Genomic DNA, 12,353 nt, shown 5'->3' with positions numbered 1-12,353 from the left:
GGCCGCCCCTGCTCAGTCCAGCAGCGCCGCGACCGCCGGCACCGGCCAGTGGCCGACGGCGCCGGGGCGGGTGGCGAGGTAGCCGGCGGTGCGCCAGGGGCCCCAGGTGTGGGATTCGGCGAGGCCGGCGGCCAGGGTGCGCAGGTAGGCGGGGGAGGGGGCGGCGCAGGTGGCGCCGGCCAGGCCGGTGGGGGAGGTGAGGGTGAGCACCGGGCGCCCCCGAAGTGCTCCCACGTGCAGGAGGGTCTCGTAGCGGCCGGGGCCGAGCCGGTCGCGCCCGGTGGCCAGGACCCGGGTGAGGTCGAGGTCGGTGCCGGGGCGGCGGTGTATCTCCTGGGCGGCGACGTCGCCGAACTGGCCGGCCGTGACGAGGTAGGCGCGGCAGGGCACCCGTCCGGGCGCGGCGGGGTCGTAGAAGGCGGTGGCGCCGCTCCAGGTGGCCGAGTGCCCGGCGAAGTACACCGTGCCGGGCAGGGTCAGGGCGGCGCTGGCGCGCGGCGGGCGCCGGTCGCGGCAGCCCGGGCAGGTGCGCGCCGCGCCGTCCGGACGGCCGCCGCAGAGGTAGCAGGAGAAGCGGGCGGCGTGCAGGTTGGACCCGTACGCCGCGTACCACAGGAGCCGGTCCCGGCCACCGGCGCCGCGGCCACCGGCGCCGCGGCCGTCGGTTGTGGCGCACACCGAATTCACAGGAGACATCCGCACGGAAAAGGACGGCGGCAGCCGCCCGCACCCACATGAGAATGACGTGCACGGGTCGAGAATCCGACCGAAACCCCCCGATTCGGTAGTCGACCCCTCACTACCTGTACCGTTCCGGTCGCCATGGTGTTCATCACTCTTCCCTCCGTCGTCACGCCCCTCCGGTGTCCGCCGACTAGCCTTCACCATCGAAAACGCTCGAAAAACCTCGAAATGACATTCGATTCGTATCGGTGCCTGAGGAAACGGCATCGATGATGAGAATTCCCTTTGACCGCGCCTGTGCTGCATCCAGCCGACTCCCAGCGGAGTCATGGTGAGTGGGCGCCTCCCACCGGGTGACCCGGACGTCACCGCACGTAGCAGGCGATGCGCGCCCTCCCAGGAATACGGAGCCGAGGAAAACCACCCCATGGACGCACGGCACGACACGGCCGGCCCCGCCACGCTGCACCGCCCCCACCCCGGGCAGGCGGCGGGCTGGCCGGTGGCCCAGCCCGCCCACCCCCGAAGCCTCCTGGACGTCATCGCCGCCACGGCCGACGCGCACCCGCACGCGCCCGCCCTGGACACCGGCGACGCCGTCCTCGACTACAGCACCCTGATGCAGGAGGTCGACGCCCTCGCCGGCGTCCTGGCCGGCCACGGCATCGGCACCGGCGACCGGGTGGGCGTGCGCATCCCCTCCGGCACCGCCGACCTGTACGTCGCCATCCTCGCCGTGCTGCGCTGCGGCGCCGCCTACGTCCCGGTGGACGCCGACGACCCCGACGAGCGCGCCGAGATGATCTGGCAGGACGCCCGGGTCTGCGCCGTCGTCGGCGCCCAACGCCGCCTGTTCGCCGGCCCCACCGCCCGGCCCTCGGGCCGCCCGGCCTGGCCCACCCCCGCCGACGACGCCTGGATCATCTTCACCTCCGGCACCACCGGCCGCCCCAAGGGCGTGGCCGTCACCCACCGCAGCGCCGCCGCCTTCGTCGACGCCGAGGCCCGGATCTTCCTGCGCCACCAGCCGCTGGGCCCCGGCGACCGCGTCCTCGCGGGCCTGTCGGTGGCCTTCGACGCCTCCTGCGAGGAGATGTGGCTGGCCTGGCGCCACGGCGCCTGCCTCGTGCCCGCCCCCCGCTCCCTGGTCAAGGCCGGCACCGACCTCGGCCCCTGGCTCGTCCAGCGCCGCATCACCGCGATCTCCACCGTCCCCACCCTGCTCGCCCTGTGGCCCCAGGAGTGCCTGGACCAGGTCCGCCTGATCATCGTCGGCGGCGAGGCCTGCCCGGCCGAACTGGTGGAGCGCCTGGCCGTGCCCGGCCGCGAGTTCTGGAACACCTACGGCCCCACCGAGACCACCGTCGTCGCCACCGCCGCCCGCCTGCTCCCCGGCCAGCCGGTACGCATCGGCGCACCCCTGGACGGCTGGGAGATCGCCGTCGTCGACCCCGACGGCCACCCCGTGCCCTGGTACGAGAGCGGCGAACTCCTGATCAGCGGCATCGGCACCGCCCGCTACCTCGACCCCGCCAAGGACGCCGAGAAGTACAGCCCCCACCCCGCGATCGCCTCCCCCCGCGTCTACCGCAGCGGCGACCTGGTCCGCAACGACCCCGAGGGCCTGGTCTTCCTCGGCCGCGCCGACGACCAGATCAAACTCGGCGGCCGCCGCATCGAACTCGGCGAGATCGACGCCGCCCTCCAGTCCCTGCCCGGCATCCGCGCGGCCGCCGCAGCCGTCCGCAAGACCCCCGCCGGCGCCGACCTGCTGGTCGGCTACCTGGTCGCCCGCCCCGGCACCACCCCCGACCTGGCCACCGCCCGCCAGCACCTGCTGGACCGCCTGCCCGCCCCCCTGGTGCCCGTCCTGGCCCTGGTCGACTCCCTGCCCACCAAGACCTCCGGCAAGGTCGACCGGAACGCCCTGCCCTGGCCCCTGCCCACCACCGGCACCACCGGCGGCGGCGACGGCGGCCCCGCCCAGCCCCTGGACGGCACCGCCGGCTGGCTCGCCGGCCAGTGGGAGCGCCTGCTCGGCACGGCCCCCGCCGGCGGCGACGACTTCTTCGCCCTCGGCGGCTCCAGCCTCACCGCCGCCCGCCTGGTCTCCGAACTGCGCACCCGCCACAGCGGCGTCTCCGTCGCCGACCTCTACGCCCACCCGGTACTCGGCGACCTCGCCGGCTACCTCGACTCCCTCGCCCCGGCCCCGCGGGCCCAGGCGGCCGCGGCCGGGCCGGAAGCCGCCGCGACCACCACCCCGCCGCCCAGCACGCCGGTGCGCCCCACCCCGCGCAGCGCCGCCCTCTGGCAGACCCTGATGCTCCTCGCCATGTTCGGCCTCTCCGGCCTGCGCTGGATCATCGTCCTGATCGCCGCCGACAACCTCATGGACCCCGGCATCCCCTGGGCCCCGCACAGCTCCTGGTGGCCCGTGGCGGCCGGCGCGCTCCTGTTCTTCACCGCCCCCGGCCGCACCCTGCTCGCCGCCGCCGGCGCCCGCCTGATCACCGCCGGCATCCGCCCCGGCAGCCACCCCCGCGGCGGCCACGTCCACCTGCGACTGTGGGCCGCCGAGCGCTACACCGCCATGTTCGGCACCGGCAACCTCGCCGGCACCCCCTGGGCCGTGCGCTACGCCCGGATGCTCGGCTGCCGCGTCGGCCGCGACGTCCAGCTGCACACCGCGCCCCCGGTCACCGGCCTGGCCCGGATCGGCAACGGCGCCAGCCTCGAACCCGAGGCCGACATCGCCGGCTGGTGGCTCGACGGCGACACCCTCCAACTCGGCCACCTCGACATCGGCGAGGGCGCCGCCGTCGGCCACCGCGCCACCGTGATGCCCGGCGCCCGCATCGGCGCCGGCGCCCAGATCGCCCCCGGCTCCTGCGTCACCGCCGCCGTCCCGCCCGGCGAGCACTGGCACGGCTCCCCGGCCCGCCCCTGCACCGAGGCCCCCACCCCCTGGCCGGCCCACCCCGCCAAGGCCTCGCGCGCCTGGAAGCCCGCCTACGGCGCCGCCTTCGCCGTCTTCGGCCTCCTGCCCGTCCTGGCCGCCCTGCCCGCGCTGTCCATCCTCTACCCGCTGGTCGACCACGACCGCACCCTGCCCGCCGCCCTGCTCCAGCTGCTGCCGCTGACCGTCCCACTGGCCGTCCTGACCCTCCTGTGCCACGCCGCGCTGATAGCCCTCCTGATCCGCCTGCTCTCCCTCCCGCTGCGCCCGGGCTTCCACCCGGCCACCGGCGGCGTCGCGTTCTGCGCCTGGGCGGTCTCCCACCTCGGCGACGGCGCCCGGCGCACCCTGTTCCCCTTCTACGCCGGCCTCTTCACCCCGGTGTGGCTGCGCCTGCTCGGCGCGAAGATCGGCCGCCGGGTGGAGGCCTCCACCGTGCTCGCCCTGCCCGCCCTGATGCGGGTCGACGACGGCGCCTTCCTCGCCGACGACACCCTCGTCGCCCCCTACGAGCTGCGCGGGGGCTGGCTGCACCTGGGCCGCTCCCACGTCGGACGCCGCTCCTTCGTCGGCAACTCCGGCATCGTCGGCCCCGGCCGCTCACTGCCCGACAACTCCCTGGTCGGCGTGCTCTCCGACACCCCCGCCCACGCCCCCGAGGGCTCCTCCTGGCTGGGCCGGCCCGCCTTCGCCCTGCCCCGGGTGGCCGCCGCCGGCGGCGAGGACCGCACCTACAACCCGCCCAGGCGCCTGATGTGGGCCCGGGCCGGCGTGGAGGTCTGCCGCCTGCTGCCGGTCGTCGTCGCCGCGATCCTGGCCGACCTGGCCTTCGCCGCCCTCCAGGCGCTGCGCGACGACTACGGGCTGGGCACCGCCGCCGCCGCGGCCGGCCTGGTACTGGTGGCCGCCGCCGCGGCCGCGTGCGCGGTCACCACCCTCGCCAAGTGGCTGCTGGTCGGACGCTTCCGGGTGTCCGAGCACCCGCTGTGGTCCTCCTTCGTGTGGCGCAACGAGCTCTACGACACCTTCGTCGAGGAACTCGCCATGCCCTTCGGCGGCGCCGCCATGACCGGCACCCCCTACCTCAACCTGTGGCTGCGCAGCCTCGGCGCGAGGATCGGACGCGGGGCGTGGTGCGAGACCCACTGGCTGCCCGAGAGCGACCTGGTCACCGTCGGGGCGGGCGCCAGCGTCAACCGCGGCACCGTGCTGCAGACCCACCTGTTCCACGACCGGGTGATGCGGCTGGGCCCCGTCCACCTGGGCGCCGGCTCCACCACCGGGCCGCACTCGATCGTGCTGCTCAACTCCTCGCTCGGCGACGACACCACGGTCGGCCCGGCCTCCCTGGTGATGCGCGGGGAGAACGTCCCCGCCGCCACCCGCTGGCTGGGCAACCCGGTCGCCGCCTGGAACGCCGACGCCACCCCGCCGGCCGGGCGCCGCGCCGCCCGCGGCCGCCGCCGGGCCGCCGTGCGGTAGCCCGCACGGACCGGCCCGCGCACCGGCGGTGCGGCCACGTACCCCCCGCGGACGCACCGCCTGCGCTGTGCCCGGACCCGGGAGAAGAACGCCGTGTCCACGGCCATGGTGCAGGCGGCGCCTGTCGGTCCGGTGCGCCCGTGCCCGTGCCGGTGCCGGTGCCGGTGCGGGCCCGGGTGCGCGGGGCTCAGTCCTGGGCGGTGGGGCGTACGACGATCTCGCTGACGTCGACGCCGTCCGGCTGCGCGACGGCGTAGCCGATGGCCGAGGCCACGGCGGAGGGCGGCATGGCGATCTCGTCGCGCCGGCGCACCAGCGCGGCCGCGACCTCGGGGCCGGCCCCCTTGCCGACGCCCTCGGTGTGGGTGAAGCCGGGGGAGACGAGGGTGACGCGCAGGTCGGGCCCCGCCTCCTGGCGCAGGCCCTCGGTGAGCACCTTCACCGCCGCCTTGGTGGCCGCGTAGACCCCCTGCGGGGGCCTGACGACGTGGGCCGCGGTGGAGCCGACGTTGACGAACTGGCCGCCGCCCTGGCGGCGGAAGACGGGCAGGGCCGCCCCGATGCCGTTGAGCAGGCCGGTGACGTGGGTGGCGACCATGGCGTCCCAGTCGTCCTGGCGCAGCTCGTCGAACGGCGAGACGGCCATCGTGCCCGCGTTGGAGACCAGCACGTCGAGCCGGCCGTACCGGTCCAGGGCCGTGTCGGTCAGGCGCCGCAGGTCCTCGCGGCGCGTGACGTCGACGACGACGCCGGTGGCGGCGGCGCCCCGGGCGGTGACGGCCGCCACGACGGCCTCCAGCCGCTCCCGGCGCCGGGCCCCGAGCACGAGGCGGGCGCCCCGCTCGGCGAGGTGGTGCGCGGTCGCCTCCCCGATGCCGCTGCTGGCGCCCGTGATCGCGATGACCTTGCCCTGGATGCCCGTCATGAGCCTCTCCCTCTCCCCGGTCCGTACGCGGTGGGCGCACTGCCCTACAGTGAAAACGGAGGCGCCCCCGCTTCCCTCAGGCTAAGTGGGGACGCCTCCGTTTATCAAGCGGGAAGACCGCCGACGGACGAAGACCACCGAGGAACGAGGACGGCGAGCACCGATGACCGACGGAGCACCCCGGCCGCTGCGGGCCGACGCGCGGCGCAACCGGGAGAAGATCCTCACCGCCGCCGCGCGCGTGTTCGGGGAACAAGGGCCGGACGCCCACCTGGAACGCATCGCCAAGGAGGCGGGCGTGGGCAGCGCCACCCTGTACCGCAACTTCCCCACCCGGGAGGCTCTGATCGAGGCGGTCTACCGCAACGAGGTGGTCCAGCTGTGCGAGGCCGCCCCCGCCCTGCTCGCGCGGCACCCGCCCGAGCGGGCCCTGCGCGCCTGGACCCGCCTGTTCCTGGACTACGTCACCGCCAAGTACGGCATGATCGACGCCCTGCGCGCCATCGCCGCCACCGGGGCCAACCCCTACGGCGGCAGCCGGGAGATGATCCGGAACGCCGTCGCCACGCTCATGGACGCCTGCGCGGCCGCCGGCGTGATCCGCACCGACATCCGGCCCACCGACCTCGCCGCCGCCCTGGAGGGCATCGCCCTCACCTCGGCGGGCGCCGAGCACCGGCAGCAGGCCGAGCGCCTGCTCGACCTCACCCTGGACGGCCTCCGGCCGCAGCGCTGAACCCGCGGGGCACGACGCCGCACGAGGACCGGGACGGTGACGAGGGCCGGGACGGTGACGAGGGCCGGGACGGTGACGAGGGCCGGGGCCGCCAACGGCACGATCGAAGGAAGGCGGCCCCGGCCCCGGTCCGTTTCCGTACGGGCGGGGCATCGACCGCGAAAGCCCGTACGGCTGCGGTCGGCACCCATTGGACGACTTCAACAGCACTTGAAGTCAAGCGCCCCGGCCGCGCCCCCGGCAGGAAACCGGACACCGCAGCGGGGTAGCCTCGCTCCCGGGGGCCGACAGGCGCGAGGGGACGAGGGGCGGACGGGATGACGCAGCAGCAGCGCGGCTACTGGCGGGAGGCGGACGGCACGGCCGTCGCCGTCAGCCAGGCGCACATCGTGTGGACCAGGGCGGCCTACCCGGCCCTGGTGGACGTGGCAGGCCGCTACCACGCGGTGATCACCTACGCCGAGCTGGCCGAGGCCGTCCAGCAGGCCTCCGGGGTGCGCACCAGCGTCAACCAGCGGCACTGGATCGGCAAGGTGCTGGCCCTGGTGGTGCGCGAGGCCCACCGGCGCGGCGACCCGCCGCTGACCTCCCTGGTCGTGCACGCCGCCGACGGCATGGTCGGGGCCGCCTACCAGGACGTCCTGGAGGTCGCCGGGCAGCCGCCCATCCTGGACGAGATGGACCGCGAACAGCACGCCGCCGCCGCCCGCCTCGCCTGCTACCGCCACTTCGGCGCCGACCTGCCCGCCGACGGCGGCATCCCCGCCCTGGCCCCGCGCCTGACCACCACGGTGACCCGCAAGAAGGCCGCCACCGCGAAGAACGCCACCGCGAAGGCCGCCACCGCCGCCGCGGCCACCGCCACCGCCCCGCGCCCGCCGGCGATCTGCCCGAACTGCTTCCTGGAACTGCCCGCGACCCGGGTGTGCGACTCCTGCGGGGCGAGGACCGCGTGACCCGCTGGGCCCTGGACGTGCTGCTCGGCGTGGTGCTCGCACCGGTGGAATGGGGCGCGACCGTCCTGCTCTTCTTCGCCGTGCTGCTGAAGAGCGGGGGCCGGCGCCCCCGTCCTTGGGAGAAGGCGGCCTGGGCGCTGGTCGTGGCCGCGTTCCTGCTCCCGGTGGCGGGCGCCGTCCTGTTCGCGTGCGCGGGCCTGCCGGTGACCGCGGGCACACAGGCGCTGGTGCCCGTCGTGCTGCTGCTCATGCTCTACGTCCCCGGGTTCGCGGGCGCGATCGGCCGCTTCTTCACCCGCCGCAGCCGCCGCCGCTCGACCGCGGCCGTCGAGCCGCCCCCGCTCGACGGCGGCCGCTGAACCGCCCCCGCTCGACCGCGGCCGTCGAGCCGCCGTCACACGGCGGCCGGCAGGCGGCCGGGCATCTGCCAGCCCTCCGCCAGCCGCGAGGGCGTCAGGCGCCGGCCCTCGCCGAAGAACTCGCAGAACTTCATGATCAGCGGGTCCCAGCCGACCGGGTCCACGTAGTGGTCGCTGCCCGGCACGATCAGCCGCTCGTCCACGTGCGCGCGCACCACCGAGACCTCGAAGGCGGTGCACCCCGGGTTGCCCGCCAGCGCCCTGGCCTCCTCCAGCCGGCACTCCAGCTGCACCGGGCACTCGGCGGCCCGCGGCGCCCGCACCAGCTCGCCGGGCAGCTCGGTCAGCCCCGCGGCGGCGAACTTGTTCCGCTCGTGCCGGTAGCCCTGCGCGAGCCGGTACTCGGAGATCCGCGGGTTGGCGGTCAGCAGCGCCAGCGCGTCGACGGCGTCGACCTGCGCGGCCGAGGGCAGGTTGAGCACGCACTCGCCCTCGCGCCGCAGGTTGATCGACGTCTGGGAGCTGTTGCCCAGGCCCAGCACGCAGGACTGGCCCAGCCACCAGGCCGAGGACATCGGCGCCAGGTTGGCGCCGCCGTCCTCGTTGCGCGAGCCGATCAGCACCACGGGGGTGCCGAAGTACAGGACCTTGAGATCGGTGACCTTGTGCACGGGAAGAGCCGTCCTCGTCTCGGGTGAGTCGGTGGCCCGGACCGGACGGTCCGCGACCGGCCACCGACTCTGCCCCCGCCCGCGCCCCGGCGCTGGCGGGGATCGGACACGGCGTTCCGTACCCGCCGCGCCTGCGCGCTGACGGTCAGCCCAGGCCGCGGACGGTCAGCCCAGGCCGCGGACGGCGACCGTACGGGCCTGGCCGTCGGTCAGCCGGTACGACAGGCCCACCACCGCGGCCCGCCCCTCGGCGACCTTGGCGGCCAGCAGCTGCGAGCGCTCCAGCAGCAGGTCCACCGTCTGGCGGATGTGCTCGTCCACGATCGCGTCCGGGTCCTCGATGCCCGCCGCCCTCGCCGACAGCACGCTCGGCGTCACCCGCTCCACCACGTCCCGCACGAACCCGCCGGGCAGCCTGCCCTGTTCCAGGGAGTCCAGCGCCGCCGCCACCGCGCCGCAGGAGTCGTGCCCGAGCACCACCACCAGCGGGCACTCCAGCACCGCCACCCCGTACTCGATGCTGCCCAGCGCCTCCGCACCGGTCACATGACCGGCGGTGCGCACCACGAACAGGTCACCCAGGCCCCGGTCGAAGATGATCTCGGCGGCCAGCCGGGAGTCCGAACAGCCGAACAGCACCGCGAAGGGCTTCTGCGCCGGCGCCAGCGCGGCCCGCCGCCCGGCGTCCTGGTTGGGGTGCTCGGGGCTGCCCCCGACGAAACGGGCATTGCCCTCCAACAGCACCCGCAGCGCCTCGGCAGGGTCGGATATCGGGTCGGATATGGGGCCGGATATCGGAGAGGAGATCATGGCGCCACCCTAGATCGCCGCTGCCGGCAGCCGCAGCCGGGGGGCCGGGGGCCGGCGGGCAGGGGGGCTGGGGGCCGGGGGCCGGGCACCAGGAAAAGCGGATGCCCGCGCCCCGGCCGCCGTGGGAGGGTCCCGCGCATGAACACCGACACGCACACCGGCTGGTCCTTCGCCACCGCCCGGCAGCCCGCCCACTTCGGGGCCTGCATCGTCAGGGGCGAACCGGACGAGCCGGAGCACGCCGCGGTCGGCGACGACCGGACGCTGTGCCAGGAGCAGCCACGCACCATCGCCCGCTACCGCCACCTGTTCGGCATCCGCATCGGCGCCCGCTTCTGCCCGCGCTGCCAGCACCTCGCCGCCACCGCCCCGCCCCGCCCCGGCGTCCAGGAACGCCTGCACGAACGGGTCCTGGACGCCGCCGAGGGGCCGCTGCGCACGGACCTGCTGGCCGCGCTGCGCCGCGGCGCGCCCGTCCCCACGTGGCTCGACGGCCCCGCGGACTCCCTGGCGCCGCACGCGGGCCTCGACGAACTGACCGAGGGCGCCGCCCCCGCCGCCGCGGCCTTCGCCACCGCGCGGACCCTCGCGCTGGCCCTGGCCGAGGACGGCCCCTGGCGCTACCTCGTCGTCCTGCCGCACGACGGCACCGCCCCGCTGCTCGCCCGCGGCCCGCGCAGGTCCTAACCGGGGCCGGTGCGGCGCAGGGCCAGCACCGTGACGTCGTCACGGCGGTGCCCGCCGCTCCAGCGCCGGGCACCGCGCTCCAGGGCCCCGGGCAGCTCGGCCGCCGGCACACCGGCCAGCGCCGCCAGCTCCCGCTCGGCCGGGTAGAACGCCCCCGAGGCGTCCCGCGCCTCGGTGATGCCGTCGGTGAGCAGCACCAGCACCCCCTCCCCGGGCAGCGCGAAACGCCCCACCGCGCGCGGCTGCCCGGCCAGCGCCGCCAGGCCCAGCGGCACCCCGCCGGGCAGCTCCACCGCCTCCACCCGGCCGTCCGGCCACAGCAGACACGGCGCCAGGTGCCCGCAGTCGACGGCCCGCACGTGCGCGCCACGGCGCACGCACAGCACCGTGGCGGTGACGAACCGCTCCTGCTCCCCGCTCTGCACGGCGTAGGCGTTGTGGCGCTCGACCGCCGCCTCCAGGGCGTCCGCGACCGCCGTCAGCTCCGCCTCCCGGAACGCCGCCTCCCGAAAGGCGCTCAGCACCGCGAAGCCCGCGCCGATCGCCCGCAGCCCCTTGCCCTGCACGTCACCCACCAGCACCCGGGTGCCGTACGGGGTCTGCGCCACGTCGTACAGGTCCCCGCCCACCAGGGTGTCCTGCGCCACCGGCAGGTACAGCCCGTACAGCTCCAGCTCCGCCGTACGCACCGGCAGCGGCCGCAGCAGCTGGCGCTGCAGCGCCACCGCGCTCTGACGCATCCGGAACAGCTCGCCCTCGTGCCGCACCCGCCGCGCGCACAGGCCGATCACCGCCGCCTCCGCGGCCACCACCCCCAGCAGGGTGCCCAGCCGGGCCGGCAGGTCCGAGGGCGGGTACAGCGCCGAGTGGACCGCCACCACCGCCGTCACCCACAGCGAGGCGGCCACCGTCTGCGCCACCGTGCCCAGACCCGCCAGCAGCGCCGGCAGGAACACCAGCAGCAGCACCAGACGCGACCCGGAGCCGCTGAACGCCTGGACGGCCAGCACCAGCGCGGTGGCGGCCAGCACGCCCAGCGCCACCGCCCGGTCGCCGGGCGCGCGCGGGGCGGGCGGTTCGTCGTCGGAGGCCACCCTCCAGGGTGGTCGGCCAGGCCCCGCGGGCGCGAGCGGGCCGCCGCCGGGCGGGGGAGAGTGTCCGAGCGGCCCGGTACGGTGGCTGCTGTGCCCACCCGCGTACCCCTCGAAGACCTCGTCCGGCTGCGCCGGGCCCGCGACCGGATGGACCGCGAGTACGACCAGCCGCTGGACGTGCCCGCCCTGGCCGGCACCGCGCTGATGTCGCCCGGCCACTTCTCCCGCAGCTTCCGCACCGCCTACGGCGAGACCCCGTACAGCTACCTCATGACCCGCCGCATCGAACGGGCCAAGGCGCTGCTGCGCCGCGGCGACCTCAGCGTCACCGACGTGTGCATGGCGGTGGGCTGCACCTCGCTGGGCTCGTTCAGCAGCCGCTTCACCGAACTGGTCGGCGAGAGCCCCAGCGCCTACCGCGCCCGCGACCACGCCGACGGCGAGCCGATCCCCGCCTGCATCGCCAAGATCCGCACCCGCCCGGTGCGCCGCACCTGAGGCGCCGCATCTGAGGGCGCCGCATGTGAGGCGAAGGGCGGCCCCGCTCCCGTAACTTGAGGCCCATGAGCATCGAACTCGCACAGTGCTTCATCGCCGTCGACGACCACGACAAGGCGCTCGCCTTCTACCGCGACGTCCTCGGCTTCGAAGTGCGCAACGACGTCGGCTTCGAGGGCATGCGCTGGGTCACCGTCGGCTCGCCCGAGCAGCCCGGGGTGGAGATCGTCCTGGAACCGCCGCTGGCCGACCCGCACGCCTCCGAGGACGACCGCCGGGCCGCCGCCGAACTCCTCGCCAAGGGGCTGCTGCGCGGCGTCATCTTCCGCACCGACGACTGCGACGCCACCTTCGAGCGCATCCGCGCCGCCGGCGCCGAGGTCCTCCAGGAACCGATGGACCAGCCCTACGGCGTGCGCGACTGCGCCTTCCGCGACCCGGCGGGCAACATGCTGCGCTTCAACCAGCCGCGCGCCGCGTAGCCGTCGGCCC

The 12,353-nt window shown here is 75.8% G+C and carries 12 protein-coding genes; 7 read left to right on the top strand and 5 right to left on the bottom strand.

What is annotated here, in order from left to right:
- Positions 1 to 12: 12 nt before the first annotated feature.
- Positions 13 to 678, bottom strand: coding sequence for a histone deacetylase (locus AB0F71_RS13495; protein ID WP_360232240.1), 666 nt, complete (start codon positions 676 to 678; stop codon positions 13 to 15).
- A 433-nt stretch (positions 679 to 1,111) separates the two neighbouring features.
- On the opposite strand from AB0F71_RS13495, the gene AB0F71_RS13490 reads away from it, so the two are divergent.
- On the top strand, positions 1,112 to 5,125 hold the full coding sequence (locus tag AB0F71_RS13490) for a Pls/PosA family non-ribosomal peptide synthetase (protein ID WP_360232237.1): 4,014 nt from the start codon (positions 1,112 to 1,114) through the stop codon (positions 5,123 to 5,125).
- Positions 5,126 to 5,312: 187 nt separating this feature from the next.
- On the opposite strand, the gene AB0F71_RS13485 is transcribed toward AB0F71_RS13490, so the two are convergent.
- Positions 5,313 to 6,050 carry an SDR family oxidoreductase gene (locus AB0F71_RS13485; protein ID WP_360232235.1) on the bottom strand — a complete coding sequence of 246 codons (738 nt, stop codon included), beginning with the start codon at positions 6,048 to 6,050 and terminating at the stop codon, positions 5,313 to 5,315.
- Between the two features lie 163 nt (positions 6,051 to 6,213).
- On the opposite strand from AB0F71_RS13485, the gene AB0F71_RS13480 reads away from it, so the two are divergent.
- The 3 genes from AB0F71_RS13480 to AB0F71_RS13470 all read left to right on the top strand — a co-directional run bounded on the left by AB0F71_RS13480 (position 6,214) and on the right by AB0F71_RS13470 (position 8,101).
- A complete protein-coding gene (locus AB0F71_RS13480; protein WP_360232232.1) occupies positions 6,214 to 6,786 on the top strand; it encodes a helix-turn-helix domain-containing protein in 573 nt (190 codons plus the stop codon).
- A gap of 317 nt (positions 6,787 to 7,103) precedes the next feature.
- On the top strand, positions 7,104 to 7,742 hold the full coding sequence (locus AB0F71_RS13475; RefSeq protein WP_360232229.1) for a hypothetical protein: 639 nt from the start codon (positions 7,104 to 7,106) through the stop codon (positions 7,740 to 7,742).
- The gene (locus AB0F71_RS13470; RefSeq protein WP_360232226.1) at positions 7,739 to 8,101 is read left to right on the top strand and encodes a hypothetical protein; all 363 of its coding nucleotides are present in this window, start codon (positions 7,739 to 7,741) and stop codon (positions 8,099 to 8,101) included. Before AB0F71_RS13475 ends, AB0F71_RS13470 begins: the two co-directional genes overlap by 4 nt.
- Positions 8,102 to 8,136: 35 nt before the next feature.
- Here AB0F71_RS13470 and AB0F71_RS13465 read toward each other — a convergent pair whose 3' ends face one another.
- Positions 8,137 to 8,772: a flavin reductase family protein gene (locus tag AB0F71_RS13465; RefSeq protein WP_360232223.1), complete on the bottom strand. Its 636-nt coding sequence runs from the start codon at positions 8,770 to 8,772 to the stop codon at positions 8,137 to 8,139.
- A gap of 165 nt (positions 8,773 to 8,937) precedes the next feature.
- Positions 8,938 to 9,582, bottom strand: a complete 645-nt coding sequence (locus AB0F71_RS13460; protein ID WP_360232221.1) for a carbonic anhydrase — start codon at positions 9,580 to 9,582, stop codon at positions 8,938 to 8,940.
- A 138-nt stretch (positions 9,583 to 9,720) separates the two neighbouring features.
- Between AB0F71_RS13460 and AB0F71_RS13455 the strand changes: the two genes are divergently transcribed.
- Complete coding sequence (locus AB0F71_RS13455) at positions 9,721 to 10,269, top strand: hypothetical protein (RefSeq protein ID WP_360232218.1); 549 nt, start codon at positions 9,721 to 9,723, stop codon at positions 10,267 to 10,269.
- Here the strand turns inward: AB0F71_RS13455 and AB0F71_RS13450 are convergent.
- Positions 10,266 to 11,363, bottom strand: a complete 1,098-nt coding sequence (locus AB0F71_RS13450) for a PP2C family protein-serine/threonine phosphatase (RefSeq protein ID WP_360232215.1) — start codon at positions 11,361 to 11,363, stop codon at positions 10,266 to 10,268. The genes AB0F71_RS13455 and AB0F71_RS13450 overlap by 4 nt on opposite strands.
- A gap of 147 nt (positions 11,364 to 11,510) precedes the next feature.
- On the opposite strand from AB0F71_RS13450, the gene AB0F71_RS13445 reads away from it, so the two are divergent.
- The gene (locus AB0F71_RS13445) at positions 11,511 to 11,861 is read left to right on the top strand and encodes a helix-turn-helix transcriptional regulator (RefSeq protein ID WP_360232389.1); all 351 of its coding nucleotides are present in this window, start codon (positions 11,511 to 11,513) and stop codon (positions 11,859 to 11,861) included.
- A gap of 65 nt (positions 11,862 to 11,926) precedes the next feature.
- Positions 11,927 to 12,343 (top strand): VOC family protein, encoded by a 417-nt coding sequence (locus AB0F71_RS13440; RefSeq protein ID WP_350509502.1) that lies wholly within the window; start codon positions 11,927 to 11,929, stop codon positions 12,341 to 12,343.
- Positions 12,344 to 12,353 lie beyond the last annotated feature (10 nt).

This window comes from Kitasatospora sp. NPDC028055 (assembly GCF_040637885.1).
GTDB lineage: Bacteria > Actinomycetota > Actinomycetes > Streptomycetales > Streptomycetaceae > Kitasatospora.
This window is presented reverse-complemented; position numbering and strand designations above follow the sequence as displayed.

What these genes read in the sequence shown, in the direction of transcription:
- AB0F71_RS13440 (WP_350509502.1), top strand. Translation starts at nt 11,927, where the DNA reads ATGAGCATCGAACTCGCACAGTGCTTCATCGCCGTCGACGACCACGAC.
- AB0F71_RS13460 (WP_360232221.1), bottom strand. Translation starts at nt 9,582, where the DNA reads ATGATCTCCTCTCCGATATCCGGCCCCATATCCGACCCGATATCCGAC.
- AB0F71_RS13480 (WP_360232232.1), top strand. Translation starts at nt 6,214, where the DNA reads ATGACCGACGGAGCACCCCGGCCGCTGCGGGCCGACGCGCGGCGCAAC.
- AB0F71_RS13455 (WP_360232218.1), top strand. Translation starts at nt 9,721, where the DNA reads ATGAACACCGACACGCACACCGGCTGGTCCTTCGCCACCGCCCGGCAG.
- AB0F71_RS13445 (WP_360232389.1), top strand. Translation starts at nt 11,511, where the DNA reads ATGGACCGCGAGTACGACCAGCCGCTGGACGTGCCCGCCCTGGCCGGC.
- AB0F71_RS13490 (WP_360232237.1), top strand. Translation starts at nt 1,112, where the DNA reads ATGGACGCACGGCACGACACGGCCGGCCCCGCCACGCTGCACCGCCCC.
- AB0F71_RS13475 (WP_360232229.1), top strand. Translation starts at nt 7,104, where the DNA reads ATGACGCAGCAGCAGCGCGGCTACTGGCGGGAGGCGGACGGCACGGCC.
- AB0F71_RS13485 (WP_360232235.1), bottom strand. Translation starts at nt 6,050, where the DNA reads ATGACGGGCATCCAGGGCAAGGTCATCGCGATCACGGGCGCCAGCAGC.